The organism is Chryseobacterium sp. BGA-UO-ETr-SB22, from assembly GCF_059567885.1.
The window spans coordinates 3500330-3526249 of record NZ_JCAQOV010000005.1; the positions used below are offsets into that span (position 1 = coordinate 3500330).

26 protein-coding genes are annotated in these 25920 nt (G+C 34.9%); 13 read left to right on the forward strand and 13 right to left on the reverse strand.

The window, feature by feature from the left end; translation table 11 throughout:
- Positions 1–17: 17 nt before the first annotated feature.
- The 3 genes from AC57AW_RS23280 to lpxB all read right to left on the reverse strand — a co-directional run bounded on the left by AC57AW_RS23280 (position 18) and on the right by lpxB (position 4167).
- Complete coding sequence (locus AC57AW_RS23280; RefSeq protein WP_496353762.1) at positions 18–1790, reverse strand: ComEC/Rec2 family competence protein; 1773 nt, start codon at positions 1788–1790, stop codon at positions 18–20.
- A 145-nt stretch (positions 1791–1935) separates the two neighbouring features.
- A complete protein-coding gene (locus tag AC57AW_RS23285; protein ID WP_496353763.1) occupies positions 1936–3024 on the reverse strand; it encodes a glycoside hydrolase family 99 protein in 1089 nt (362 codons plus the stop codon).
- A 39-nt stretch (positions 3025–3063) separates the two neighbouring features.
- The gene (gene lpxB / locus AC57AW_RS23290) at positions 3064–4167 is read right to left on the reverse strand and encodes a lipid-A-disaccharide synthase (RefSeq protein ID WP_496353764.1); all 1104 of its coding nucleotides are present in this window, start codon (positions 4165–4167) and stop codon (positions 3064–3066) included.
- Between the two features lie 78 nt (positions 4168–4245).
- Here lpxB and AC57AW_RS23295 point away from each other — a divergent pair, with 78 nt between their 5' ends.
- From AC57AW_RS23295 to AC57AW_RS23305, 3 genes are all read left to right on the forward strand, one after another.
- Positions 4246–4755: a DUF2480 family protein gene (locus tag AC57AW_RS23295; RefSeq protein ID WP_496353765.1), complete on the forward strand. Its 510-nt coding sequence runs from the start codon at positions 4246–4248 to the stop codon at positions 4753–4755.
- A 1-nt stretch (position 4756) separates the two neighbouring features.
- Positions 4757–6016 carry a protein O-mannosyl-transferase family gene (locus AC57AW_RS23300; RefSeq protein ID WP_496353766.1) on the forward strand — a complete coding sequence of 420 codons (1260 nt, stop codon included), beginning with the start codon at positions 4757–4759 and terminating at the stop codon, positions 6014–6016.
- 80 nt (positions 6017–6096) lie between these two features.
- Positions 6097–6753, forward strand: coding sequence for a DUF937 domain-containing protein (locus tag AC57AW_RS23305; protein WP_318846372.1), 657 nt, complete (start codon positions 6097–6099; stop codon positions 6751–6753).
- A 59-nt stretch (positions 6754–6812) separates the two neighbouring features.
- Here the strand turns inward: AC57AW_RS23305 and AC57AW_RS23310 are convergent, their stop codons facing one another.
- Entirely contained in the window at positions 6813–6932 is a 120-nt protein-coding gene (locus AC57AW_RS23310; protein ID WP_318846371.1) for a 30S ribosomal protein THX, read from the reverse strand.
- 120 nt (positions 6933–7052) lie between these two features.
- Positions 7053–8447, reverse strand: a complete 1395-nt coding sequence (locus tag AC57AW_RS23315) for an MATE family efflux transporter (protein ID WP_496353767.1) — start codon at positions 8445–8447, stop codon at positions 7053–7055.
- Between the two features lie 202 nt (positions 8448–8649).
- Here AC57AW_RS23315 and AC57AW_RS23320 point away from each other — a divergent pair, with 202 nt between their 5' ends.
- The 7 genes from AC57AW_RS23320 to AC57AW_RS23350 all read left to right on the forward strand — a co-directional run bounded on the left by AC57AW_RS23320 (position 8650) and on the right by AC57AW_RS23350 (position 14790).
- Complete coding sequence (locus tag AC57AW_RS23320) at positions 8650–9234, forward strand: hypothetical protein (RefSeq protein ID WP_496353768.1); 585 nt, start codon at positions 8650–8652, stop codon at positions 9232–9234.
- A gap of 2 nt (positions 9235–9236) precedes the next feature.
- The gene (locus tag AC57AW_RS23325) at positions 9237–9440 is read left to right on the forward strand and encodes a helix-turn-helix domain-containing protein (protein ID WP_077418859.1); all 204 of its coding nucleotides are present in this window, start codon (positions 9237–9239) and stop codon (positions 9438–9440) included.
- Positions 9441–9450: 10 nt separating this feature from the next.
- On the forward strand, positions 9451–9891 hold the full coding sequence (locus tag AC57AW_RS23330; RefSeq protein WP_496353769.1) for an ankyrin repeat domain-containing protein: 441 nt from the start codon (positions 9451–9453) through the stop codon (positions 9889–9891).
- A 150-nt stretch (positions 9892–10041) separates the two neighbouring features.
- On the forward strand, positions 10042–10404 hold the full coding sequence (locus tag AC57AW_RS23335) for an ankyrin repeat domain-containing protein (RefSeq protein ID WP_139348588.1): 363 nt from the start codon (positions 10042–10044) through the stop codon (positions 10402–10404).
- A 137-nt stretch (positions 10405–10541) separates the two neighbouring features.
- Positions 10542–12296: an aspartate--tRNA ligase gene (gene aspS, locus AC57AW_RS23340; RefSeq protein WP_496353770.1), complete on the forward strand. Its 1755-nt coding sequence runs from the start codon at positions 10542–10544 to the stop codon at positions 12294–12296.
- A 401-nt stretch (positions 12297–12697) separates the two neighbouring features.
- A complete protein-coding gene (locus AC57AW_RS23345) occupies positions 12698–14029 on the forward strand; it encodes a M12 family metallopeptidase (RefSeq protein WP_496353771.1) in 1332 nt (443 codons plus the stop codon).
- A 158-nt stretch (positions 14030–14187) separates the two neighbouring features.
- Complete coding sequence (locus tag AC57AW_RS23350) at positions 14188–14790, forward strand: hypothetical protein (protein WP_496353772.1); 603 nt, start codon at positions 14188–14190, stop codon at positions 14788–14790.
- Between the two features lie 38 nt (positions 14791–14828).
- Here the strand turns inward: AC57AW_RS23350 and AC57AW_RS23355 are convergent, their stop codons facing one another.
- Together AC57AW_RS23355 and AC57AW_RS23360 are read right to left on the reverse strand one after the other, a co-directional pair.
- Positions 14829–16097, reverse strand: a complete 1269-nt coding sequence (locus AC57AW_RS23355; RefSeq protein ID WP_496353773.1) for an adenylosuccinate synthase — start codon at positions 16095–16097, stop codon at positions 14829–14831.
- Between the two features lie 172 nt (positions 16098–16269).
- Entirely contained in the window at positions 16270–16839 is a 570-nt protein-coding gene (locus AC57AW_RS23360; RefSeq protein WP_318846364.1) for a Crp/Fnr family transcriptional regulator, read from the reverse strand.
- Positions 16840–16985: 146 nt separating this feature from the next.
- On the opposite strand from AC57AW_RS23360, the gene ku reads away from it, so the two are divergent.
- From ku to ligD, 3 genes are all read left to right on the forward strand, one after another.
- Positions 16986–17771: a non-homologous end joining protein Ku gene (gene ku, locus AC57AW_RS23365; protein ID WP_496353774.1), complete on the forward strand. Its 786-nt coding sequence runs from the start codon at positions 16986–16988 to the stop codon at positions 17769–17771.
- On the forward strand, positions 17771–18376 hold the full coding sequence (locus AC57AW_RS23370; RefSeq protein WP_318846362.1) for a DNA polymerase ligase N-terminal domain-containing protein: 606 nt from the start codon (positions 17771–17773) through the stop codon (positions 18374–18376). The genes ku and AC57AW_RS23370 overlap by 1 nt, the downstream gene beginning before the upstream one ends.
- Before the next feature lie 71 nt (positions 18377–18447).
- Positions 18448–20316, forward strand: coding sequence for a DNA ligase D (ligD, locus tag AC57AW_RS23375; protein ID WP_496353775.1), 1869 nt, complete (start codon positions 18448–18450; stop codon positions 20314–20316).
- A gap of 28 nt (positions 20317–20344) precedes the next feature.
- Here ligD and AC57AW_RS23380 read toward each other — a convergent pair whose 3' ends face one another.
- The 6 genes from AC57AW_RS23380 to AC57AW_RS23405 form a co-directional block, all read right to left on the reverse strand.
- A complete protein-coding gene (locus tag AC57AW_RS23380) occupies positions 20345–21880 on the reverse strand; it encodes a T9SS type A sorting domain-containing protein (protein ID WP_496353776.1) in 1536 nt (511 codons plus the stop codon).
- 145 nt (positions 21881–22025) lie between these two features.
- Positions 22026–22871, reverse strand: coding sequence for a mechanosensitive ion channel family protein (locus AC57AW_RS23385; RefSeq protein ID WP_496353777.1), 846 nt, complete (start codon positions 22869–22871; stop codon positions 22026–22028).
- A 325-nt stretch (positions 22872–23196) separates the two neighbouring features.
- Positions 23197–23931, reverse strand: a complete 735-nt coding sequence (locus AC57AW_RS23390; protein WP_496353778.1) for an SDR family NAD(P)-dependent oxidoreductase — start codon at positions 23929–23931, stop codon at positions 23197–23199.
- A 154-nt stretch (positions 23932–24085) separates the two neighbouring features.
- On the reverse strand, positions 24086–24448 hold the full coding sequence (yajC, locus tag AC57AW_RS23395; RefSeq protein WP_077418845.1) for a preprotein translocase subunit YajC: 363 nt from the start codon (positions 24446–24448) through the stop codon (positions 24086–24088).
- Positions 24449–24458: 10 nt separating this feature from the next.
- Positions 24459–24965, reverse strand: a complete 507-nt coding sequence (locus AC57AW_RS23400; RefSeq protein WP_496353779.1) for a DUF1573 domain-containing protein — start codon at positions 24963–24965, stop codon at positions 24459–24461.
- A gap of 1 nt (position 24966) precedes the next feature.
- Positions 24967–25872, reverse strand: coding sequence for a transcription antitermination protein NusB (locus AC57AW_RS23405; RefSeq protein ID WP_318846355.1), 906 nt, complete (start codon positions 25870–25872; stop codon positions 24967–24969).
- Positions 25873–25920: the final 48 nt, after the last annotated feature.

The following is a 25920-nucleotide window of genomic DNA, read 5'->3' on the forward strand; positions in this document are numbered from 1 at the left end:
CGTATAAATTATAACGATTATTTCAAATCATAAATCCTATTCCTGAAAACTACTTTTTGAACAGACTTTGGAAAGGTTTTCATCTCAAAATGATGTATTCTTCTTGAAGAGCAATAAGGTTTCACAACAAACTGCAAAACCTTTGTTTTATTTTCCATATCCGAAATCCAGAAGCATACCTTATCTCCCCTTTTTACTGAGAAAATATTGTTTTTACCAAATGTATGGATTAATATCTCATCTTTCTGTTCTTCAAAAACATTGAATCCGGTTCTTATGATCAGAAATATGATAACAGCCATCATTACTCTTGAAGAATTTTTAACATCGAATTTTATGATGACTGGTCTTAATAAATAAACAAGCACAAATACTGAAATCACCTCTAGTCCGTTCATTGGAATATTTTCAAAGAACAATACATCAACCTCAGCAAACCAATGAATCATTTTCAATAAAATCTGAATCACAAAATCATATATCCCGTTCATCAATTCAAAGTCAATCCCACAAGCAATAAGAGCTGTCATTAGGAATGAAAAAATGATGATCATTTCAGAAAAAGGAACAATAACAAAATTGGCGATGATGGATATGAATGAAAACTGATGAAAATAATACAACACCAAGGGAAGTGTAGCTATCTGTGCTGATAAAGATATCGTAATGGTATTAAACAATATCTTTTTTAAATAATTATTTTGTTTTGGAAAGTATTTCAAAAGAGGCTGATTCAACCAATAAATCCCCAAAACAGCCAAAAAACTGAGCTGAAATCCTACATCAAAAAACTGCTGGGTGTCACCAATTAAAATAAAAAACGCAGATAAAGATAATGAATGAAGCAGATCAGGTTTCCGCTGAAGCAATACAAAAATAAAATAGACACTCAACATGATACAGGACCGCATGACTGAGTTTCCAAAGCCAATAAAAGCAGCAAACAGCCAAATGAAACCCAAGCTTAAAATGACCACATATTTTCTAAATTTTAAGGGAATAAAACGAATCAGCAAAAAGTAAAACATCCCGAAAATAACCACAATATGAGTTCCGGAAATAGCAAGAAAGTGAACCAGTCCTGATTTATTGAAATCCTGTACCGTACCCGCATCAATCTCTGTACGATCTGCTAGAATGATTCCTTTTAAAAATTCTTTGGTTTTCCCCGAAATGTTTGCTTTATCAATTTTCTGAAGAACGTTAAGTCTATATTGGCGTAGTTTATCTGCAGGAGTTAAATCATTCCGTTCTGTAGCTCTAATTTCTTTTGAAAGATAGACCTGATATTCGATATGCTTTCGCCTCAGATATTTTCCATACTCGAACTGAAAATCATACTGAGGAGCTTTGGGTTGTGTTATATAAGCATCAGCCTTGTAGTAGTGAATAAAGTCCAACTCTTTACTATCCTTGGGAACATAAAAAACCGAATTGAATTTTACATTTCCTACCCGTGCTGCTCCTTCGTATTTCTTATATTTTTCTGTAGTATTTAATTTTTGAGAAATTTTAAAAGTAATCGTTTCTTTTTTCTTTACATATGAAGAAACGTCCGCCGAAAAAGTATTGTAAAAATGAAGAATAATCCCCGTTCCAAAGAACAGAAGCCCCAGCAAAACGGCTTTGGTCTTATGTAAAAAATAAGAATGAAAACATATTGCAGCCAGTATGATCAAGCAAATTATAATAACCAGGTAAAACGTAATGCCTGTCAATACCATTTTCTCCTGGAAAAGAATTCCAAGAATAAAACATATTACCAGAATAAGAAGAGGCTGCTTATGCAATTTCAATTAATTATCAAGGGAAAATAGATAATTAATCAATGAAGTATTATCTCTTAAATAGCTGAATAAGTACTTTACAGCTTACCAAAGACATTAACTGAGCGCTTGATTTTTTGCTATAAAATTAAAGGTTGAAAGTATGTTATTATTTTTTCAGAAATTTATCCGTCAAACGTTTCGTTTCTTTGATATAAAATAATGGATCTTTCCCATAATCCTCATATTTGAAATCTCCCACTTTTTTAGGGATAGCGGGTTCTATTTGTGTTCCTTCATGCCATTCGTTGAAAGACGTGATTCCAATAAAATCCGGATTTACTTTGATGGCTGCATCAAACATATTTTCATAATACTTACCCTCATTTCTGCTTTTGAAGTTGGCTTCATTCCATGGGCGGATTCTTGTATCTGAATAACCGGGACCTACACAAGGAATAAATATCATATGATGATCTTTGGCATATTTGGATAAGAAATCCCAATTAGCCGTTGTGCTTCCATATACAAAACCTTCACTGGCAAAATAGGTATAGAAGCCGTCAAAACCTGACGAATCAAAAAATTTCGCATCATCCTTTTCCACCCATAATCCAATATAAAGAGCATCCAAATCTGTATTTCTAACCGTACTTTCTCCGTTTTTGGATAATATTTTCACCCATTCTTCTTTAGGAATCTTATAGCTGTCATAGACATAAAACAATGGCTTTCCTTCTTTTTTATAGAAAGCGTGATGATGAGAATAGGTTTTTATAAGGTAAGAAAGCTGTTCTTTTAATTCTGAAGTATTTTTATAAAACGGCTCAATGTGAAATGCAATTTTTAAATCAAATCGATCCGCAATATCGAGGTATTTGATAAGACTTTTATCCGTGAATGAATCTTTTCCCAGCCAGCTGACTACCACTACCCCTACTCCGGATTCTTTGATCATTTTCATATGTTTTTCAATGATCTTTGCATCGTTAGAACTGTAGTTTCCAAGCGCTGGATAAAAATTAGCCCCAATATCATCTCCTCCTTTGTGATGCCCCAGATTGTTCCACTTCGGATTACTCCAGTGAGGAAGAATTTCATGGTTCCAATGCTGATAACTTCCATCCGTTGCAGGATTTCCATACCAGCCGTAATAGAATATCTGAACTTTATCTCTTGAGTCACTCTGTTGAGCAAAACTTTTCGAGAAAAATAATGTGAATACCAATAATAAAAGAAAACGGTTAAAATAATTCATAGTTAAAAAGTAGATTAAATTCTCAAAAACCTCGGCAAACTATACTTTTAATATCACCTCAGCAGCATGGTCACTGGCACCTTTTCCACCCAATTTTTCTCTCAGAAGGCTGTAATCATTTAGAACCTGTGTTCTTTTGTCTCCTTCTATAATTTTATTGAGTTCTTCTACCAGATTTTTGGTGTTCAGATCATTTTGAATAAGTTCTTTCACCACTTCTCTATCCATGATAAGATTAACCAAAGAAATATAATTGATGTTCTTCACTAACCTTTTAGCAATAGCATAGGAAATTTTGCTTCCACGATAGCAAACCACTTCAGGAATATTTAATAAAGCCGTTTCTAATGTAGCTGTTCCGGAAGTAACAAGAGCTGCTTTGGAACATCTCAGCAAATCATAGGTTTTATTGGAAACAAAATGCACATTATCATCCACATATTTCTGATAAAATTCTTTAGGAAGACTCGGTGCTCCGGCAATTACAAATTGATAATTTTTAAAATGCGGTCTTACGGAAAGCATTATTTCAAGCATTTTTTCTACTTCCTGCTCTCTGGAACCCGGTAATAATGCAATGATTTCTTTTTCGTTCAGTCCGTTTTCCGATTTGAATTTTTCAGCACTGATTTCCTGTAGATCTGAAATAGCATCCAGCAACGGATGGCCTACAAAATGGGAATGAACGCCATGTTTCCTGTAAAAATCTTCTTCGAAAGGAAGAATCACCATCATTTCATCCACGTACTTTTTGATAATTTCTACACGTCCTTCTTTCCATGCCCAAAGCTGTGGAGAAATATAATATACAACTTTGATCCCAAGTTCTTTGGCAAATCTGGCAATTCTCAGATTAAAACCCGGATAATCAACTAAAATTAAAACGTCTGGTCTGTTTTTCTGAATATCCTCATTACAGAATTTGATATTATTCAAAATTGTCCGTAGGTTCATCACCACTTCAAGAAATCCCATAAAAGCCAGTTCCCGGTAATGTTTTACCAGTGTTCCGCCCTGAGCTTTCATCAGATCGCCACCCCAAAATCTGAACTCCGCATTCGGGTCCTTATGTTTTAAGGCTTTCATCAAATTGCTTCCATGCAAATCACCGGAAGCTTCTCCTGCAATAATGTAATACTTCATTTCTATAGTAAGGATAGAGAACAAATTAAAATAGATATGATCTTAATTCGTAAATTTGTTCAAAGATAATGATAAAAAATGTCAGAAGAATTTGAAATCCGGAATAAAGTTGCAGAAAGTGGCCTTATCAATTTTGACCTTACCACTTTACTTCCAAAGGGGGAAAGAAAAGGAATTGACCTTAAAGATTTTCTTTTCCAGGAAATGATCCTGAAAGAAAAAGATTTTCGTGAAAAGGTAGAAGCTATCGATACTGAACAATATAAAGACACCTATATTTACATCTACAACTCGGTAGATACCATTATTCCGCTTTGGGCTTATTTTGTATTGACAGCTAAACTTACAGATGTAGCCAAAAAAATAGTTTTCGGAGACCGTAAGAATCTTGATGTTATTTTAATGCACAATGCGATCCAGACTCATGATTTTGAGGAAATGAGAGGAAAAAGAGTTCTGGTAAAAGGCTGTTCTGATAAAGACATTCCTGAAAACGCCTATATAGAGCTGGTAGAGCAGCTGAAGCCTATTGTAAAATCTCTGATGTTTGGAGAAGCATGTTCTAATGTCCCTATTGTAAAGAATTAATATGAACAAATATTTATCCGCGGGATTTTTGTTTATTATTTTTCTTGGGATTTATTATATCGGAAGTTTTTCGAAAATTCCTTTTGCAGACTGCGTAGGATTTGTGCTGGATGCAGAAAAAGGAGTATGGGCAACAAATGCTACTGCCACGAGTCACTTTTTATATATCAATACCGTTATTTTCATTAAAAACCTTACAGGGATTAACGCTATTGAAGCAAGCCGGTTTTTGGTTGTCTCATCAGGTGCGGCAACGGTTTCTATTATTTATCTCACGGTAAAAACCCTTTCAAAAACAGAATGGGCATCTCTTACAGCTGCTTTTGTTTTTGGCTTCAGCTTCTCATTTTGGAGAAATGCTGAAATAGTAGAGGTATATACTTATAATTCCCTTTGGGTAAGTCTTTTTTTCTTTTCAGTTATAAAAGCTTTTACGGAAAATAAAAGAATCTACATATTGCTGAGCAGTGTATTTCTAGGAATCAGCTTATGGGTTCACATTCAGAATATCCTGCTCATACCTGCCTTACTGGTCTTTTTATTCTATTTCAGAAACGAAAAAAAATATGCCGTGGCTTCATTACTGATGTTTGCCATATTGTTTGGCTCTTTATTTATTTTGAATATTTCCCAGGGACTTCCTTTCAAATCTCCATATAGTTCTGATCAGGGAACATGGGTGGAAGATTCTTTGAAAAAAAGTACAATTCAGTATGTAAAGGATTTTTTCCAATCTTTTGTATATCTTATTTATAATTTCAACGTATTTACATTTTTCGGAGTCACAGGTATTCTGCTTTTGTACAAAGCCAATAAAAAAATGTTTTTTGTTTTTGCTGTCGGGGCAATCTGTGTGTATGGGTTTTCCACATTTTATGCAGTATCAGATAATTACGTTTTCTTTTTACCCTTCAATATTATTTTTGCCTTATCCATTGGATATGGTCTTTCTTCTGCAAAGTACATCCGTTTAAGAAAATTCTCGTGGATATGTCTGCTGATTCCTGTAGGGTATCTTCTTTTTTATAAAGTGGTATTTTTAACAGAGAAAGGAAAAGAGTTTCATGCATTTAAAGAATATAAAGGCGGTCTGGATTATTATGTTCTTCCCTGGATGAATAACAATGCAGGCATTCTGGAGTTCACCATTGATAAAAAACAAGCCCCTGAACCGATCGACTGGATGACAATAAGTGCTGTAGAATACATAAAGGTATTAAAAAGCAAAGGGTATACGGAAGAACAGATCAGAAAACTTTAACAATAATTATGAAAGGCGGTCATTTTGTGAGGCATATTTTTTGATAACTTTGGTTTACTTAATACTAACAAACACAAAAAATGAGTTTAATTGACCTACTTACAGGGAACACAGGCAACCAGGTTGCTGAACAGGCTGAAAACAAATTCGGAATCGGCAAAAACCAGGTAATCGCCTTATTAGCTGTAGCTACCCCTCTTATTATTTCTTATCTTAGAAATAAGTCTCAGGATGCTAAAGAAGCAGAAGCTTTAAATAGTGCTTTAGATAAAGACCATAACGGAAGTATTTTAGATGATGCTTCACAAATTGAAGCAAGACAGGCTGAAGGCGGATCTATTCTGGATCATATCTTTGGCGGACAAAAAAGTACTGTTGAAAACCAACTGTCACAAAACACAGGAATTTCAATTGACAAGATAGGTCCTATTCTGGCGATGCTGGCACCTGTTATAATGGGATACATTGGACAGCAGAAGCAGCAGAGTAATGTAGGTGCAGGAGGACTTGGAGATCTTTTAGGAGGAATTCTTGGGAATGCTTCCAACCAGGCTCAAACCCAGCAGTCTAATCCTTTGAATGACATTCTTGGAAGTGTTTTAGGAGGAGGTACGCAATCTCAATCATCAGGAAATCCATTGAACGATATACTAGGAAGTGTATTGGGTGGCGGAAACCAACAACAAGGCGGTGGCGGCTTAGGCAGCATCCTTGGTAATATTCTTGGAGGTAAATAATTAATTTAATTTTCATAAAAAAAGACCGGAGAGATGATCTTCGGTCTTTTTTATTTAGATTATTTTTTAGATTTTTCTTCAGAAGCTATAAAAGATTTTGAGGCTTTTTTAGGTCTTCTTTTACCATAACTTCCGGAATTGATTTTTCCTCTTCTTGATTTTTTGTCTCCTTTTCCCATAGTAATTATGTATTTGTTAATTACGAATTTATAAAATACAGCTCTAAAATCCAATTAATGAAGCTGTTAAAGTTTTATAAAATAACCAGATACACTGAAAAAGAGAATTACAAATTATGATCAAACCTTAATCGTTTTCCACTTTCCTTTTTTGAATAAGATAAAAGCAACTATTGTTATCAGAGTTTCTGCGGCAGGAATTGAAATAAAGACTCCTTTCGGTCCCATATCCAGATGCTTTGATAAAAAATATGCCAGCGGAATCTGAAACAGCCAGAATCCAAAAAGATTCACCCATGTAGGTGTCCAGGTATCTCCAGCTCCATTAAAGGCATTGATCATGACCATTCCAACTCCATAGAATATAAACCCGATACTCATAATCTGAAGGGCATTTTTAGCAAAATCCTTAATAGCCGTTTCCTGAGTGAAAAAACTAACTAAGAAATTTCCCATAAAAATAAATATCAGGCTTACGATCAGCATAAAGATCGCATTATATTTCACAGTCTTCATCACCGACTGTTCTGCTCTTACCATTTCATTCGCACCCATATTCTGCCCTACCAGTGTAGAGGCAGCATTACTAAGTCCCCAGGCCGGAAGTATAAAGAACATCATAAGCCTTAAAGCTGTCTGATAACCGGCTGAGGCATTTTCACCTCCTGTAGTCGCTACCAATTCTGCAAGGAAAATCCAGCTGCATGAAGCAATGACAAACTGAAAAATTCCTGGCGTTGCAATTTTTATAATAGATTTAATTAATTCAGAACTCGGTTTAAAATAAGAAAGTTTAATACGAATCTGGGTATCAGCAACTAAAAGATGGTACAATTGGTAAATCACCCCAATACTTCGGCCTATAGTTGTTGCCAAAGCAGCTCCGGTCAATCCCAAAGCAGGAACTGGTCCTAACCCTTTTATCAGAATTGGACAAAGAATAATGTTGGCAATATTCGCTATCCACAAGCTTTTCATAGCAATCATTGCATTTCCTGCACCTCTGAAAATACCATTAATTAAAAATAACAGCATAATGATTGTACTGCTGCTCATCATAATTCTGGTAAAATTCTTCCCATAGGCTGCCGCTTCCGGCTTTGAACCCATCAGGATCAGGATTTCCTCAGCATAAATCACTCCCAGTAAACTTAAAACAAAAGTAATAACAAATGAAACCAATAGTACCTGTGCCGCACTTCTGGAAGCCTGTTCAGGATTTTTCTCCCCAATTCGTCTTGCCACCAAAGCTGTTGCTGCCATACTCATACCAATCGCAATAGAGTACATCACAGAAAGTACAGATTCGGTAAGTCCTACAGTCTGAATAGCAAAACCACTTTCTTTCAAATGCCCGACAAAGTACAGATCAACAAGGGCAAATACGGATTCCATAGCCATTTCCAGCATCATAGGAATGGCTAGAAGCAGAACGGCACTTCTGATATTCACTTTGGTAAAATCAGTTTCTTCCCCACTGAAAGCTTTTTTCAAAAACTCAACATATTTTGTCATGATTTCTTTTAGTTTACTTAGCAAAAGTATTCATTCAAAAGCAATTAAAAGTTGGCATATGGAAAGTTTTTAATAACTGTTGAATGCTGACTGCTCCTGTAAAAAAATTGAGTCAAAATATTTAAAAATAAAATTAACAACAAATATTTATCGTAATACGATAAATATTTATAAATTTACAACAATTAAAAAACAATATCACATGAAATTAATTGGTGAAAAATCTATATCCACAATTTTAAATAAAATTCTGCTGGCAGTCTCAATAGCTCAGCTGTTGTATTTAGGTTATTTAATTTTTGGATTCATTATAGTATATCTCAACATGCATCAAGGAACACAATATTTTTCAGACACATTTAAAACCGGAAATTTCAATAACGAAGTAACAAAAACAGCTACTGATTCTTTAACTTTCCAATTCAATATGCCATTAAACGGTTCTGTAATAAGGGGAAGCTATACACTGTATACCTTTGTTTCAATTATATTTTTCATTGGATTCTACAGCCTATTTACTTTTTATCTCTTCAGAGTTTTCAAAGGAATGAGCAAAGTGATTGTTTTTAATACAAAAGTTATTCAGGATCTCAAACTATTTGCCATGCTCAATATAATTTTCATCCCGATTTATTGTGCTGTTTTATATTTTATGGATAAGTCTGTATATAGCATAGACCCAATGTTTATATTACTTCATCTTACCTTAGGAATCATTATCTTTTTCATTATAGAATTTTTCAAAAAGGGATATGAATTACAAATAGAAAATGACTTAACAATATAATTATGCCGATCATTATCAATATTGATGTAATGCTTGCCAAACGAAAAATGCAGTCCCAGGAATTGGCTGAAAAAATAGGAATTACACAAGCCAATCTATCAATTTTAAAAAATGGAAAAGCCAAAGCTTTAAAAATTTCAACGTTAGAAGCAATCTGCACAGCACTGGACTGCCAACCTGGTGATATATTAGAATTTAAACCTTAACATTAATACTATGAAACTCAATTTAACTCTAAGAACAATCATTTTGACATTAATTGTATTTTCAACATTTGCCAACGCTCAAGAGCTGACTAATGAACATAAACAAATGTTGAAGTATGATAATACAGCTTATTTTAATACTCTAATTAATAAAAATAATATCAATACCTGCTATCAGATTGAAAACAACACCTACACTTTATTAGGCTTAGCCATTAAAATGAACAGTAAAGAGATATTCCAAAAACTGATTGATGAAAAAGCAGATCTGGATAAAGTGTGTGATGGTAAAACTCCTTTGATGTTTGCTGCGAAATATGGAAATACAGAGTTTACAAAGAAACTTCTGGCCAATGGAGCAAAAAAAGAGACTAAAACATCTACTGGCTATACAGCTCTGGATTATGCTAAAAAATATGAGAAATCTGAAATTATTAAGCTTTTGGAATAATTTTTAAATCATGATATTTAAAACAACCGTTTTGCAATTCTATAATTAATACTAGAATAATCTGATTAATAGAACGATAATTATTATCAAAACTTAGCAATTGGTAATAAAATTTAATTTAGATTTGTATATTCTTAAAAAAGTATCCTTATGAAAAAAATAATCTCTACTACCTTTCTATTTGGAATGTTACTGTCTGGCAGCATGTTCTCTGCTCAGAAGATGACTCAGGAAAAGATGAAAGCCATCTATTCTGATGATGTGGCAACATTTAAAAAACAGTTTGCCCCGGGAGATTACAACAAATGCTTCCTTGTTGGAAATATAGCTTATTCGCCACTTGGTTTCAGTGTAATGTCTGACAGAAAGAATATTATACATTTCCTTTTGGACAACAAGGCCAATGTTAACAAAAAATGTCAGAACAAAACACCTCTTGAAGTAGCTGATGATACAAAAGGCACTGAAGAAATAAAGAAAATTCTGACAGAAAAAGGGGGTAATAGAAATTAAAAAACCTAAAAACAAGATACGAAACTTCCGAAAGGAAGTTTTTTTTATTTATAAAACCTGCAAAAATCTTATCTTTGCCAACGAAAAATTCAAGGTTCGGAAATGAGCCTTAAACATTGAACTTTAAACAAATAATTATGTTTCGATCACACACCAACGGAGAACTATCTCTGAAAAATCTGAATGAAGAAGTTACACTATCAGGATGGGTACAGACTATCCGTGATAAAGGATTTATGATTTGGGTAGATCTTCGAGATCGTTACGGAATTACCCAGCTGGTTTTTGACCAGGAGCGTTCTTCTGCACAGCTGATGGAAGAAGCTAAAAAACTGGGCCGTGAATTTGTGATTCAGGCTACCGGAAGAGTTATTGAAAGAGTGAGCAAAAACCCTAATATTCCAACAGGGGAAATTGAAATTCTGGTAGAAAAACTAACTATTCTGAACGATTCTCAGCTTCCTCCTTTCACTATTGAGGATGAAACAGACGGCGGTGAGGAATTAAGAATGAAATACCGTTACCTGGATATCAGAAGAAATCCGGTAAAAGATAAACTGATCTTCCGCCACAAGATGGCACAGAAAGTAAGAAATTATTTATCTGAAGAAGGTTTCATTGAAGTAGAAACTCCTGTTTTGATCAAGTCTACTCCGGAAGGAGCAAGAGACTTTGTTGTACCAAGCAGAATGAATCCGGGACAGTTTTATGCATTACCACAGTCTCCACAGACTTTCAAACAGCTCTTGATGGTAGGTGGAATGGATAAATATTTCCAGATTGTAAAATGTTTCCGTGATGAAGATTTAAGAGCCGACAGACAACCTGAGTTTACACAGATCGACTGTGAAATGGCGTTTGTAGAGCAGGAAGATGTCATGAATGTCTTCGAAGGAATGACCAAAACTCTTATCAAAGATATTACAGGTCAGGAATTCGGAAACTTCCCAAGAATGACTTTCGCAGATGCGATGAGAAAATACGGAAATGACAAACCGGATATTCGTTTCGGAATGGAGTTCGTAGAACTTAACGAATTGGTAAAAGGAAAAGACTTTAAAATATTTGATGATGCAGAATTAGTAGTCGGAATCAATGTAGAAGGATGTGCAGAATATACAAGAAAGCAGATTGATGAACTTGTTGATTGGGTAAAACGCCCTCAGGTTGGAGCTTCAGGTATGGTTTGGGCTAAATTTCAGAATGACGGAGTGAAGACCTCATCAGTGAACAAATTCTACAACGAAGAAGATCTTGCGAAAATCATCGAAAAATTCGGAGCGAAAGAAGGAGACTTAATGTTGATTCTTTCCGGAAACGAAAATAAAGTAAGAGCACAGCTTTCTGCTTTAAGAATGGAACTTGGAAACCGTTTAGGATTAAGAAAAGGAAACGTATTTGCGCCACTATGGGTAGTTGACTTCCCTCTATTGGAATGGGATGAAGACTCTGAAAGATTCCATGCAATGCACCACCCGTTCACCTCTCCAAAACCGGAAGACATCCACTTACTGGAAACAGATCCTGGAAAAGCAAGAGCCAATGCCTATGATATGGTTCTGAACGGAAACGAAATTGGAGGAGGATCTATCAGAATTTTTGACAGAGATCTGCAGTCTAAAATGTTTGATTTATTAGGATTCACCAGAGAAGAGGCAGAAGCTCAGTTTGGTTTCCTTATGAATGCCTTCAAATACGGAGCACCGCCACACGGAGGCTTAGCATTTGGATTTGACCGTTTGGTAGCAATCCTTGACGGAAACGAAGTGATCAGAGATTATATCGCATTCCCTAAGAACAATTCAGGACGAGATGTAATGATTGACGCTCCTGCTTCTATTGCTGATGCACAGCTGGATGAACTGGAATTACAATTGAATTTAAAAGCATAAATTTAAAGCGGGGTATTTGCCCCGCTTTTTTTATATCCTAAATTTCAGCACATTTCATTAATTTGTTAATATTATAAGCTTTACGCTAGTATAAAGTACGACTTTGGTTACCATATCAATGATTAGTGAAATAACTTAATTTGAAATCTAATAGTAAAAATTAATGCAAAAAGAGTAAATCATCGAAATTAATACACATTTAAAATAAAAACACAACAAAACAATTATTATATTATGTTATATACAAACATAATCTTTTATTAATACATTTACATCATACAGCTTAATTATAATGAAGACTTAATCAAAACTTAGGATTTGATTAATTTTATAATCTTTTGCGTACGATAATAATATAGCTGTTCATATTTGACCTGATCACCAAACCAAAATTAAATAATATGAAAAGCAAACTATTACTCTTATCAGCATGCCTTGTTTTGGCACTGAATTCATGTAGGTCGGATATTGAAAATGCACAGGCAGACTCAATAGACCTTACAACGACTAAACTGGACAATGCTAAGATTCACAAATTACTGATTAACGGAAAATACACGTACGTTAATGAAGTAAATGGTGAATATTTTTATGCAGATGATATTACGATTAGCGCTGAGCAGTTTGACAAATTAAAGATGCAGGCCAATTCTGAAATATCAACAACTGAGAAAAGCACTATTGTAAGTTCATTTATTAAAACATGGCCAAATGCAACAGTTTATTATACTTTGCCCAGCCAGGGAAGTCTGAGCACTCAGAATTACAATACGTTCCTTACCAATATCAACAAAGCGTTTGATATGATCTCTTCTCAAACCAGTATGCAGTTTGTTGAACGTACCAATCAAACAGAGTATATCACCTTTACTTATACAACAAGCAACAGCTCACCACTTGGATGGCAAAAAAACAGAGTGAATGGGATTAAAATTTATAATATTACTTATCCCGCAATTATTGCTCACGAAATAATGCATTCCATGGGAATCATGCATGAACAGTGCCGTCCGGACAGAGATCAGTATATTATTGTAGATGTTAACAAAGCCGTGGAGGGCAGCCGTCATAACTTCAACCTTTATAATGATTACGCTGGACATGGTGCATTTGATTTCGGTTCAGTTATGATGTATCAGTCTACAGACTTTGCGATAAACTCAAGCCAGCCTGTAATGACTAAGCTGGACGGATCTACTTTTACCAAGCAAAGAACAGGTTTGTCTGCCGGTGATTATGCTGGAATAAATCATTTGTACGGACCCGTTAATGCTACTTCTGCAATCAACGGAACTTATACAATGAGAACAGCTTTAGCGAATGATAAAAACTTAGATATTTCCGGAAGCTCTACTACAGACGGCACCAGTATAATTTTGTATTCCGCTTCTACGGGGAATAACCAGAAATTTACTTTCAGCAAATCAGATCATGGGTATTATATTATCAAATCTATATTAGACCCTGCAAAGGTATTAACCGTAAAAGGTAACGGAACAACGAATGGAACAGCTGTTGAATTAAGAACCAATTCCAATACTGATTCTCAGAAATGGTTATTATTCAACCTGGGAAACAATGGCTTCGGATTCGCTCCTAAAAATGCACCTGCATTGAGATTAGAGGTAAAGAATGGTTTAACAACTAATCTTACGCCTATTGTAATCGGCACTACGGACCAAACGGTTCAGCCTTCTACAAAGCAGCGTTTTATCCTTACAAAAGTTAACTAATTTTTTTCAATAAAGAGGAACCATATAATGATCGACACGCCTGTTTCTATTGCAGACACAAAGCTTGACGAACTGGAATTACAATTGAATTTAAAAGCATAAATTTAAAGCGGGGTATTTGCCCCGTTTTTTTTATATCTCAATAGAAAATTCGACAGATGAATAAATCAGAGGAAAAGACAAGTAATCCACTCCCGAAAAACAAAAAACGGACGCCATGGACCATCGCAATCACCATCATTTGGGTGGTTGGTCTTTTTTTATTATTCCACGGAATCGGTTATTCAAAATATGAAAGTAATTTAGATTTTAAAGCAGGCTATTTTGTAATTGGAATTCTAATTCTTGCTCCTGTTTACTATTATATTTATTCGACTATTGAAAGTGAAAAAGGATTTCCACTAGAAAATTTTAATAAGGAACTTATCATTCAGGATATAAAACGATACAAAATCTATGGCCATGTAGATTTGAGCAATGCTATGATAGAAAGTTTTGTTTTTGGCGTAGGAAAAGACCAGAATGACTATGTTAACATCTCTTACAGCAAAGACGATATTGAATTTGTAAAAACCAAAATCACCGTAGAATATACAGAAGGAAGCTCAACCCGATTGCTTACAGCATTTACCAATGTTGATAAGATAACTTTAAAAGAAATTTTTCAAAATCAGTATTCTTCAACAATGATCTACTTTGACAAATATATCCCAAGCAATTATTATATTGATTTGGAGTTCCTGCAAAACTGGAAAAAATAAAAGCGGAACATCAATCCCGCTTTCTTATTTGTAAAAAATCATTTCATTTTTATCATCTGCTCTCTTCCCGGCCCGGTCGAAAGATATGCCACCGGAATACTCAATTCCGCTTCCAGAAATGATAGAAATTCAGTTAATTCTTTTGGTAATTCTGAAGTGTTTTTTATAACAGAAAAATCAGCATCCCATCCGTTCATCCATTTTAGTATAGGCTTTCCATTTTCAGGAAGCAGCCCCGAAACCTCAACTATACTTCCATCTTCAAGTTCATAACAGGTACAAACTGCTACAGATTTCAAACCGCTTAAAACATCAGCTTTAGTCAGAACCAACTGAGTTACACCGTTGATCATGGCGGCATATTTTAAGGCGGGCAAATCTAACCATCCAGTCCTTCTGGGACGTCCCGTATTAGAGCCAAACTCATTTCCCTTTGTTCTGACCTCTTCACCCAATTCATCAAATAATTCTGTAGGAAATACTCCATTCCCTACTCTTGTACAGTATGCTTTAGCAATACCAAAGATCTCACCTACCTTTTTCGGTGAAATACCCAATCCGCTGCTGGCTCCTGAAGCGGTAGTTGAAGAAGAAGTGACATGAGGATATGTTCCATGGTCAATATCCAGCATGGCGGCCTGAGATCCTTCTGCTAATATTGTCTTTCCTTCTGCCAGAGCATTGTTTAAATATATTTCTGTTTCAGTACATTTGAATCTCTTCAGGAAGTCTACAGCTTCAAAAAACTCATTACTTATTTCCTCCAAAGAAGGAAGTTTCATACCTCCTGCTGCCAGCATTTTATAATCTCTTTCTAAAATATGCTGTACTCTGCTTTTAAAGTCAGGAGCAAACATGTCTCCTACTCTTACATTCTGTCTTAAAATTTTATTTGAATAGGCCTGTGCAATCCCATTTTTGGTTGTCCCGATGGTTGTATAATCCGGACTTTCTTCCATAAAAACATCCAGAAGTTTATGAGTAGGCAGTACAAAGTGAGCCTTAAGAGAAATAACCACATTGTTTTCCGGTTGAACCGTTTCATCAAATGCCTGAAGATTCGCAATTTCTTTTTTAAAACTCACAGGATCCAGAACCGTCCCGGTCCCGATTACATTCTGCACTCCTCTCATAAAGATTCCCGAAGGAATCATTTTAAGTGTTATTCTGCGTCCGTCTCTTTCAATACTGTGCCCAGCATTAGATCCGCCATTAAAACGCGCTGTAATGTCATAATTTTCACTAATAAGATCAATAAACTTTCCTTTGCCTTCATCTCCCCATTGTAATCCTAATACAATATCCATATTCGTACTTTAAATTTTATAAGGCAAAGCTATGACAGTCAATGAGAAAGACCATTGTCATTTGGCAAAAAGAGATTTGATGAAAAATTAGATGTTAGAGGTCAGAAGCTGTTCACAGCTCTCCAACTCACAGTATTCATCATTAAACAATTATCATCTATCATTAATAATTCTAGACTATATTTCTCCTGATTCTACTCAGTGACGAAGGTGTCACACCAAGATAAGATGCCAGCATAGATTGCGGAACTCTATTGGCCAGACCTGGATAATGATTTAAAAAGTGAATATAACGTGATTTTGCATCCTGGTTCAGCATGATGCTCGCTACCTTCAGTTTATTCTCCACAACAAAGGCATGGATTCTTGCAAATAAAACCGGCCAGACCGTTATTTTCTCTTCCAGAACTTTAAAATGCTTAAGATCTATCACCAGCAATACAGCATCAGTAATAGCTTCAATATCTTCATGAGCAGGCAGCTGATCGGTAAAACCCTGAAAATCTCCGATAAACCTTCCTTCGTAAATAAAATACCGGGTAAAATCATCCCCTTGTTTATTATAATACAAAGACCGGAAGACCCCTTCTTTCACAAAAGCAATTCTTTGGCTCACCTTTCCTGCTTCTATAAAAGGATCTCCTTTCTTTACAGTGATTTCCTGAATTCCTTCAGCAATCAAAAGTTCATCCTGAGGATTCAGTGTCCCGAATTTCTTGATATAATTAAAAAGCTCTTCCATATTTTTGTTATAACCACGGATTGCGGAAATATAAAGGTATAAAAGTCACGGCTAAAAACAATTGTCATTTGACAAAAAGCCATCTACAGGTACCACACGGGCTTCCAACGGCATGTTAATTGCTTGATTTTTAAAAACGTAAGACAATGAAAGCAATTTGGAATGGCGCCATTGGCTTCGGTTTAGTCAACATTCCTGTTAAAATTTATTCGGCAACAGAAACCACAAAATTGGATCTCGATATGCTCGACAAATCTGATTTTTCCAATATCCGTTTCAAAAGAGTAAATGAAAATACGGGAAAAGAAGTAAAATGGGAAAACATCGTCAAAGGTTACCTCATGGACGACAAATATATCGTTCTCGATGAGGAAGATTACGAAGCAGCAAGCCCCGAAAAGTCAAAAATACTTTCTATTGACCAGTTTGTAAAGGAAGTGGAAGTAGACAGTGTGTATTTTGAAAACCCTTACTATCTGGAACCTCAGAAAAATGGAGAAAATGCCTACAGACTTTTACTGAAAGCTCTGGAAAAAACAGCTATGGTGGGAATCGGAACATTCGTACTCCGCGAAACTGAAGCTATTGGAATGATCCGTCCGTACAAAGATGACATTCTTGTTCTCAACCGTTTAAGGTTTGACCAGGAAATAAGAGATTATAAAGATTTAAAAATTCCCGCTCAAAAAGCTCCGAAACCGGCAGAACTTAAAATGGCGGTTAACCTCATCGAACAACTTTCCCAGGAATTTGATGCTGCGATGTACAAAGACACCTATTCTGACGAACTGATGAAGATCATCAAACAGAAAGCAAAAGGCAAAAATATAAAAGCCAAAAAAGCCCAACCTGCAAAAGAAGGTAAAGTGATTGACCTCATGGCCCAACTGAAGGCCAGCCTGAACAGTTCCAAATCAAAATCCGCATCATAATGGCTCTCAAAGATTATAATAATAAAAGGAAGTTCGATGAAACCAGCGAACCAAAAGGAAAAACGAAGAAAAGCAAAGACCAGCTGATTTTTGTAATCCAAAGGCATGCTGCCAGCAGACTTCATTATGATTTCCGACTTGAAATGGAAGGCGTATTAAAAAGCTGGGCTGTACCGAAAGGTCCTTCATTGGATCCCAAAGATAAACGGCTGGCCATGATGGTGGAGGATCATCCTTACGATTACAAAGATTTCGAAGGGAATATCCCCGAAGGGAATTATGGTGCCGGGCAAGTCGAAGTATGGGACAGCGGAACTTATGAACCTTTGGATGAGAGTTCTAAACTTTCAGATGAAAAAGAGCTGCTGAAAGAATTGCATGCCGGTTCTTTAAAATTCATTTTACATGGTAAGAAACTGAAAGGCGAATTTGCTTTGGTTAAAATGAAAAATACAGAGGATAATGCATGGCTGCTTATCAAACATAAGGATGAATTTGCTGAAAGCCCTTATAATGCTGAAGAAAATACTTCATCAAAATCGTTGGTTACAAAATTTTTAGAGGAAAAAAAAAGCCTGAAAATAAAAGAAAAAAAGAAATCATAACTTCCGAAAAAACTTTCAGAAATTTCAATTCCTTAACGAACGAAAAAAAATTAAAGTCTTTTATAAAACCCATGCTGGCTAAGCTTTCCGAAGAAGCCTTCAATGATAAAGACTGGATTTTTGAAATAAAATGGGACGGCTACAGAGCCATCGCCGACTTAAGTCATGACATTCCTCTTTTCTATTCCCGAAACGGGATATCATTTTTATCCAAATTTGAAAAAATAGCACTGGAATTCGAAAAACAGAAACATCATATGATTCTGGATGGTGAAGTGGTAGCATATGACGAACAGGGAAAGCCTAATTTCCAGTTTTTACAGCAAATTGGAGACAATCCCGATGCCGCTCTTGTCTATCATGTTTTTGACCTTCTGTGGCTGAATGGCCATTCTACAGAAGAACTTCCCCTTATTCAGCGAAAGGAACTTTTAAAAGAGGCTCTCACAGAAACTGACCGGATAAAATATTGTGATCATATTCCTGAAAAGGGTATTGAGTTTTTTACACAGATGAAAAAAATGCGATTGGAAGGAATGATTGCAAAACGAACAGAAAGCACATATATTGAAAATCACAGAACTAATGACTGGCTTAAAATCAAATTTTCCAATACAGAAGAAGTTATTATTTGCGGTTTCACAGAACCCAGAGGTTCGCGAAAAAGTTTCGGTGCCTTAATTTTAGGAAAATATTTGAATGGAAAGCTTACTTACTGTGGACATACGGGAACAGGTTTCAATAATACATCTTTAAAAGAGCTTTACCAAAAACTTCAGAAGCTGATCGTAAAATCATTTCCATTCGAAACGATTCCCAAAACCAATATGCCGGTAACCTGGACAAAGCCTGAACTGATCTGCGAAATCAAATATTCTGAAATTACACGAGACGGAATCTTCAGACATCCAGTTTTTATAGGGATACGAGAAGATAAAAATCTTAAAGAGATCAAAGACTCATCCTTCACCGAAAAATCTAAAGAAATGAAAGTATCATCAAAAAAAAATGAGGTTTCTGAGAAAGAAAAAGAGATTACTTTGGACAAACATATCGTAAAACTGACGAACCAAGATAAAATCTATTTCCCAAAAGACGGCATTGCTAAAGGAGATGTTATTGATTATTATCAATCGGTGGCGGCTTATATTCTGCCTCATGTAAAAAACCGTCCGCTTTCTCTCAATCGTTTTCCGAATGGAATTGAAGAACAGAGTTTTTATCAGAAAGATGCTGGAGATCATATTCCGGACTGGATTAAAACCACACAGGTATATTCTGAATCCAATGATAAATACATCGACTATATTTATTGCAATGACAAAGCAACTTTAGCTTACCTGAATAATTTAGGCTGTATAGACCTCAACCCATGGAATAGTTCTTTACCGGATCTTGAGCATCCTGATTATTTGGTTTTAGACCTGGATCCATCTTCCAAAAATACATTTGATGAGGTGATTGAAACAGCACTTCAGGTGAATGAGGTTTTAAAAACAATTAAAATTAAAGGATATTGTAAAACTTCCGGAAGTACAGGAATTCATATTTATATTCCGATGGGAGCTCATTATGATTTTGATCAGGTAAAAGATTTTGCCCATATCCTTATGAAACAGGTCAATGAAAGACTTCCTAAGATTACTACTTTAGAACGAAGTCTTCAGAAAAGGGATAACAAAAAAATCTATCTCGATTATCTTCAAAACAGGACGGGACAAACCCTGGCAAGTGCATACAGTCTGAGACCTAAACTGGGAGCTTCAGTTTCCATGCCTTTGGATTGGGATGAGCTAAAGCCGGGACTAAGACCTACGGATTTTAATATTAATAATGCTCTGGACAGGATCAAAGAGAAAGGAGATTTGTTTAAACCGGTTCTGGGTAAGGGAATTGATATGATGAAGGCTTTGGAATTGCTACAAAATAATAATGAATAAAAAAGACGAGAAAAATCTCGTCTTATATTTATTCTTTTACAAACTTATTTGTTAGAGTTCCAAGTTTTAGGTAATATACACCCTGTTCAAGGTTACTAACATCTATTTTATTATCTTTAATAATTGTTTTCAATATATTTCGTCCACTCACATCTATTATTTCAGCACTAAAATCCTTCAATTGTCTAGTATTAATATTCAGAATATTCTTTACAGGATTAGGATATATGATTAAATTTTCACTCTGAATTTTTCCATCTTTTACAGCCAAAATATTTCCGTTATTTAAAACTTTTGTAATAATACCTTTATTCGGTGTCTGATGATTTCCAAAAATCAGTATTTTCTGATCAGAAGTCATGATTGCAGATCTCATAAACTCTTTACTATTTAAGTCAACTTCAACTATTCCATTATTTCCAAAACCAGAATCTACAGAACCGTCAGGATTAAATTTTTTTACAAATTGGTTAAGGTCTGCAGCATTTCCTGTTGGACTGGCCATACACACCAAAAATAAATGGTTGCTACTATCTAGTAATAAAGTAGGGTAAAGAATATTATTATCAACATAATAATTATTAGTATTATAATAGGATTCATTAACAACACCGTTAATTCCAAAGCTGCTGTCTAAATCTCCATTTTGATTCAATTTCATTAAAGTAATAGTAGATACTGGCGAGGTTGCAGAAGACGAAACTCCATATAGGTAAGTATTATTATCTTTACCTGTAGCGGTACAGAAATAGGTTGAATAATTTTGAATCGGAGTATAAGATATTGAATTATTATTGTACGTATTATCCAAAATACCATTTTCCGAATATCTTGATTTTACAAAAGTTCCATCTGCTTTTTGCCCAATTAATATTAATTTTGAATCATTTTGAACTACCAGACGCCCCAAATTTGCCTCTTGTAGCACAATCCCATTATTTCCAAACGTGGTATCAATAGAACCATTTTCGTTAAGACGAAGAACCACCAATTTTGACGATTGATCATCTACGACAGTTGTACACAGCAAAATTTTGTTATTACTTGCTAAAATGACATTATGAAAATTAAAGGGACCAGACAATCCAAGATTATCAAAAAATGAATTGAAAATAGAACTAACAACCACTCCATTACTACCAAAACCTGGATCATAAGTCCCATTTTCATTTAACCGAATTAACTTAGTACCTAAAATATCCCCAAGAACAATTTTCTGATCGGGTTGAATATACATTTTGATCAAACGTGAAATTGGGCTGGAAGAAAGCGGAGGAATAAACACTGTATTAAAACTGTTATCTATGCTGCCATCAGCATTCAGTCTCTGAATAACATTAGTGGTAGATTGATTATTATTAGGTATATTATAATAAGTTCCACTTACCACAATTTTCTGCTGTACAGTTAAAGCTCCCGTTTCATAAATAAATCCGTAAGCATTGTTAGGTGTATATGTGTATACTCCATTAGTCCCAAAAGATGTATCTAAAAATTGACTTTGTGCTGTTACCGATGCCATTGCAAAGCAAATCACTATAAAAAGGAGTAGTTTATTGATCATAGTTATTATTTTTTCGGCAAATATAATGTAATATTTTAGTCGAAAAGCTTAATTCTAAATATTTTATAGTAGAATCAACTGTACATTAAATAAACAATAAAAAACTCCTGCATTAATCAATACAGGAATTTTTTATATCTGTGAATTACTTATTAAAAACATGAATATCTCGTTGTGGAAAAGGAATTCCGATTCCTGCTTTGTCGAGAGCTTCTTTACAGCCTATAATAAGTTCTTCGTTCATCGCCCAGAAATTCTCTGTAGAAGTACTTACTCTTATTGATAAGTTGACAGCACTTTCTCCAAGCTCAGTCACCACTACCTGTGGTGCCGGTGTTGCAAGAGCATATTGATTATTTTTAATGATATTCATTAAAAGATCTTTAGTCTGTCTTAAATCTGCATCATATGCAACTCCTATGTCCAATGATGTTCTTCTTGTTCCCAGATGAGTAAAATTGGTAATACTGTTGTTCGAAACCACCCCGTTAGGAATAACGATCAATTGGTTTTGTGGGGTAACCAGTTTTGTATGGAAAATATCTATTGCCTGAACTGTACCTGAAACTCCGGAATTGGTAGAAATAAAGTCGCCAATTTTAAAAGGTTTTAATAATAATATTAATATTCCTCCTGCAAAATTCGTCAGTGAGCCTTGTAAAGCTAAACCTATCGCCAAACCTGCTGCACCAATCATAGCAACAAATGCAGAGGTCTGTACTCCCAGCTGAGTTACAACAACAATAAACAACAGAATATTAAGTCCCCAGTTGATTATATTTAACAGAAAATGCTGCAGAGAAGCTTCCATATTACGTTTTTTGAAACCTTTTTCTACCAGTTTCTTGATCATTCTTATCATCCATGACCCAATCAGGTAAATCAATAATGCAGAAATAACTGCAGTAAAAACTCTTGGTGCCCATGAAATTGCTGAAGAAATTAACGTGTCCCAATGTTGTTGAATCTTGTTCAATTCTAAATCGTCCATTTTATACTATGTGTTTACTATTTATACCAATGAGATATTAAGTTCTGCAGGATTTCAAAATGAAATTGAATAGCATCTGTCTAAAAAGAAATTTGCCTTCCACTTCAAAAGTGAAAGTAAATGATATTATAGATTAAAATAGATTGGCAGCAGAACAGATTGTTTCAGCTTTACTCAATAATCATTCAGAAATTGAATCTTGCAGGAAGAAATAATTTTCGGGTCATAGAATTACAAAAACGATACCGAAGTACTGTAATCATCAAATTAACTTTCTGTAAAGCTAAAATTAGTATTAAAACAGCCGTATGCTGGTGAAATGTATTTAAGGTAGTTTTGCAGCCAGGCTTTCTGGTAAAAGTCTAAGGATATGGTAGATCATTTTCCATTTAAAATTGGGAACAATAGTAAAGGAGTTTCCTGCATTGACAATATATGTTGCTACATAATCCGGCTCCATGATCAAGGATTCATTCAATTCTAATCCTTCATTGATTTTCGTTCTGATATAGCCAATAACCAAAGCATTCACAATGATTTTTCGAGAAGCTAATTCCTGTCTCAATCCAGCAAGAAACTGAGTAAATGCAGCCTTGGTACTTCCGTAGACAAAATTACTTTTTCTTCCTCTCACTCCAGACAGTGAAGAAAGACCAATTATTCTTTCAAGGTTTTTATTGTCTTTATCCATTGCAATAATGCTCAGAATAGATACTCCGCCCATATAATTGACTTCCATCATTTGTTTTGCACCTTTAAAATCGGTCAATGCTTTTTGGTTGTCAACTAAAAACCCCGCTGCATATACTACAATATGAGGTTTTACGGGAAGTTCAGAATAGAATTTCTGATGTGAATCAAAATCTGCAGCATCAAAATACAAAACAGAAACTTTAGAATGGTCGAAGTGATTTGAATTAATAAAATCTTCCAAAGATGTTGTATTTCGGGAAGCTGCAATCACCATAAATCCTTTTTCAACATATTGTTTTATACATTGCTTTGCTACATCTGAATTTGCTCCCAGAATAAGAACCGTCTTATTAGTGTTTTGATTCATAGGGCAAAGATAATTTTATTAAATGCTAATCGCAAATGAACACAAGACCGCTTAACCATCTTCATTAAATTTTGCTCTTGTTGATAAGTTATATAAAAAGACTGCGGCGGGTGAACTTTGTTCACCCGCCGCAGCTAAATATTTTCAGACTGAATTATTTCTTTTCTTCAGTTGCTGTTTCTTTTTTGTCATCCGCTTTATCAGCAGATTTTGCTTTATCTCCAAAACGAGATTCTGTCATCTCTCTGGAAACTGCTGCTTTTTCGAATTTCAGTTTTCCTGATAATGTTTCGATAACAAAACCATCATCCTGAACCTGAGCAATTCTTCCGTGAAGACCTGATGTAAGAACTACTCTTGTTCCTACTTTAAGGTTTTCCTGAAAGTTTTTCTCTTGCTTTTGTTTTCTCATTTGAGGTCTTATCATCAGGAAATAAAATCCTACAAACATTACCCCCATCATGATTAGCATCATAGGTGAAGATCCACCTGCTGCCTGTAAAAATAGTGTCAACATATTGTAATTATTATGGTTGAATGTTTGCTGTGAATGTTAATCTGATTGGAGCTTTTTCTACGTTTGCAAAAACATCTGCATACTTCTGAACGTTTCCGTCAAAGCTTGAAGAATCAAAGTGCAATGTAACTTTTCCTTTTTTACCTGGCATAATCGGTTCTTTTGTGAAGTCAGGAGCTGTACATCCGCATCCAGGCTTAACTTCAGAAATAATTAATGGGTTTTTACCAGTATTAGTTACTTCATATACGTGCTCTACTTTATCTCCTTTTTTGATTTTTCCAAAATCGAAGCTGTTTTCAGATAGAGCAACAGAAGTAGATGGTTCGTTAGAAACCGGTGCTGCTACTTCACCAGTTACAGGTGCTGCTGCAGAATCAGTAGTTACCGGAGCCACAACAGCTGCAGAATCAGTAGTTGCAGTTTCAGTACTTTGAGCTTCTTTATTTTCTTTTTTACATGAAACTAACCCAAAGCCTATAATAGACAAGGCGATAATTGATAACGTCTTTTTCATTTTATATTCTATTTTGATCTTTACAATATTTATCTAAAATACCATTGATGAAGATATTGGAACGGTCTGTAGCAAATACTTTTGCAATTTCAATATATTCATTAATAATAACTCTTGAAGGCGTGAAAGCAAAATTGTCAAGTTCTGCAAGTGATGTAGATAAAATTACTTTATCCATTAAAGAAACTCTTTCCAGATCCCAGTTTTCAAGTCTTTCGCTCAGTTTCTGTTCATTGCTTTCCCAGTTGTTCAGTGTATCTCTCAACAGTTTTGCAGCAAAAGTTTTATCTTCTTCATCTTTAATCATTTTAATTAAAGTTCTGCTTTCTTCATCTTCTCTCAGGAAACCGATCGTTTTTTGTACCATGGAGTTGGCAATGTGGATATCATCATACCATGAAAGTTCTTTATCTCCCAAATAATCATGAAAATCTTCATTTTCAGCAATATATCTTAAAAATAATTTCCCGATAAATTTCTGATCTTCTTCAAAAGAGTATCCATCTTCTTTCATGAAATCCTGGTAACGTTTTCCAGCAGTAATTCTTTGGAAAGTTTTTACCAATAGGTCATCATGCATATCCCATTTCAGTTGCTTATGCTGGCCTGTAAAAAATAATCTTTCAGGATTTTCTTCCAGTTTAAGCAATACTTGGTTGTTGATGAATTTTTGGTTAGGATTGATATCAGCATCAGTTTTAAGATATTTATTCTTACCAATTTCGATCTGATGTTCTGCCAATTCTTTCAGAGCCACCAAAAAATTGAGCTGATAGATGTATAGATAATAGATTTTCTCTATACCAGCAAACATGTTTTTCTCTAAAACATCAAATTTTACAGGATTTTGGTAGTATGAATACACTGACTGTACTACTTTTTCACGGATTTGTCGTCTTCCTAACATTCAAAGAGCTTTTTTATGGGTGCAAAGATACAAAATTTAAAATTGACG

Bases quoted from the DNA above. Each gene is read 5' to 3' on its own strand.
- AC57AW_RS23325 (WP_077418859.1), top strand. From the start codon at position 9,237: ATGCCGATCATTATCAATATTGATGTAATGCTTGCCAAACGAAAAATG.
- AC57AW_RS23345 (WP_496353771.1), top strand. From the start codon at position 12,698: ATGAAAAGCAAACTATTACTCTTATCAGCATGCCTTGTTTTGGCACTG.
- aspS (WP_496353770.1), top strand. From the start codon at position 10,542: ATGTTTCGATCACACACCAACGGAGAACTATCTCTGAAAAATCTGAAT.
- AC57AW_RS23370 (WP_318846362.1), top strand. From the start codon at position 17,771: ATGGCTCTCAAAGATTATAATAATAAAAGGAAGTTCGATGAAACCAGC.
- yajC (WP_077418845.1), bottom strand. From the start codon at position 24,448: ATGTTGACACTATTTTTACAGGCAGCAGGTGGATCTTCACCTATGATG.
- AC57AW_RS23285 (WP_496353763.1), bottom strand. From the start codon at position 3,024: ATGAATTATTTTAACCGTTTTCTTTTATTATTGGTATTCACATTATTT.
- AC57AW_RS23295 (WP_496353765.1), top strand. From the start codon at position 4,246: ATGTCAGAAGAATTTGAAATCCGGAATAAAGTTGCAGAAAGTGGCCTT.
- lpxB (WP_496353764.1), bottom strand. From the start codon at position 4,167: ATGAAGTATTACATTATTGCAGGAGAAGCTTCCGGTGATTTGCATGGA.
- AC57AW_RS23380 (WP_496353776.1), bottom strand. From the start codon at position 21,880: ATGATCAATAAACTACTCCTTTTTATAGTGATTTGCTTTGCAATGGCA.
- AC57AW_RS23385 (WP_496353777.1), bottom strand. From the start codon at position 22,871: ATGGACGATTTAGAATTGAACAAGATTCAACAACATTGGGACACGTTA.
- AC57AW_RS23300 (WP_496353766.1), top strand. From the start codon at position 4,757: ATGAACAAATATTTATCCGCGGGATTTTTGTTTATTATTTTTCTTGGG.
- AC57AW_RS23400 (WP_496353779.1), bottom strand. From the start codon at position 24,965: ATGAAAAAGACGTTATCAATTATCGCCTTGTCTATTATAGGCTTTGGG.
- AC57AW_RS23390 (WP_496353778.1), bottom strand. From the start codon at position 23,931: ATGAATCAAAACACTAATAAGACGGTTCTTATTCTGGGAGCAAATTCA.
- AC57AW_RS23320 (WP_496353768.1), top strand. From the start codon at position 8,650: ATGAAATTAATTGGTGAAAAATCTATATCCACAATTTTAAATAAAATT.
- AC57AW_RS23355 (WP_496353773.1), bottom strand. From the start codon at position 16,097: ATGGATATTGTATTAGGATTACAATGGGGAGATGAAGGCAAAGGAAAG.
- AC57AW_RS23360 (WP_318846364.1), bottom strand. From the start codon at position 16,839: ATGGAAGAGCTTTTTAATTATATCAAGAAATTCGGGACACTGAATCCT.
- ligD (WP_496353775.1), top strand. From the start codon at position 18,448: ATGCTGGCTAAGCTTTCCGAAGAAGCCTTCAATGATAAAGACTGGATT.
- AC57AW_RS23305 (WP_318846372.1), top strand. From the start codon at position 6,097: ATGAGTTTAATTGACCTACTTACAGGGAACACAGGCAACCAGGTTGCT.
- AC57AW_RS23315 (WP_496353767.1), bottom strand. From the start codon at position 8,447: ATGACAAAATATGTTGAGTTTTTGAAAAAAGCTTTCAGTGGGGAAGAA.
- AC57AW_RS23335 (WP_139348588.1), top strand. From the start codon at position 10,042: ATGAAAAAAATAATCTCTACTACCTTTCTATTTGGAATGTTACTGTCT.
- AC57AW_RS23405 (WP_318846355.1), bottom strand. From the start codon at position 25,872: ATGTTAGGAAGACGACAAATCCGTGAAAAAGTAGTACAGTCAGTGTAT.
- ku (WP_496353774.1), top strand. From the start codon at position 16,986: ATGAAAGCAATTTGGAATGGCGCCATTGGCTTCGGTTTAGTCAACATT.
- AC57AW_RS23330 (WP_496353769.1), top strand. From the start codon at position 9,451: ATGAAACTCAATTTAACTCTAAGAACAATCATTTTGACATTAATTGTA.
- AC57AW_RS23350 (WP_496353772.1), top strand. From the start codon at position 14,188: ATGAATAAATCAGAGGAAAAGACAAGTAATCCACTCCCGAAAAACAAA.
- AC57AW_RS23310 (WP_318846371.1), bottom strand. From the start codon at position 6,932: ATGGGAAAAGGAGACAAAAAATCAAGAAGAGGAAAAATCAATTCCGGA.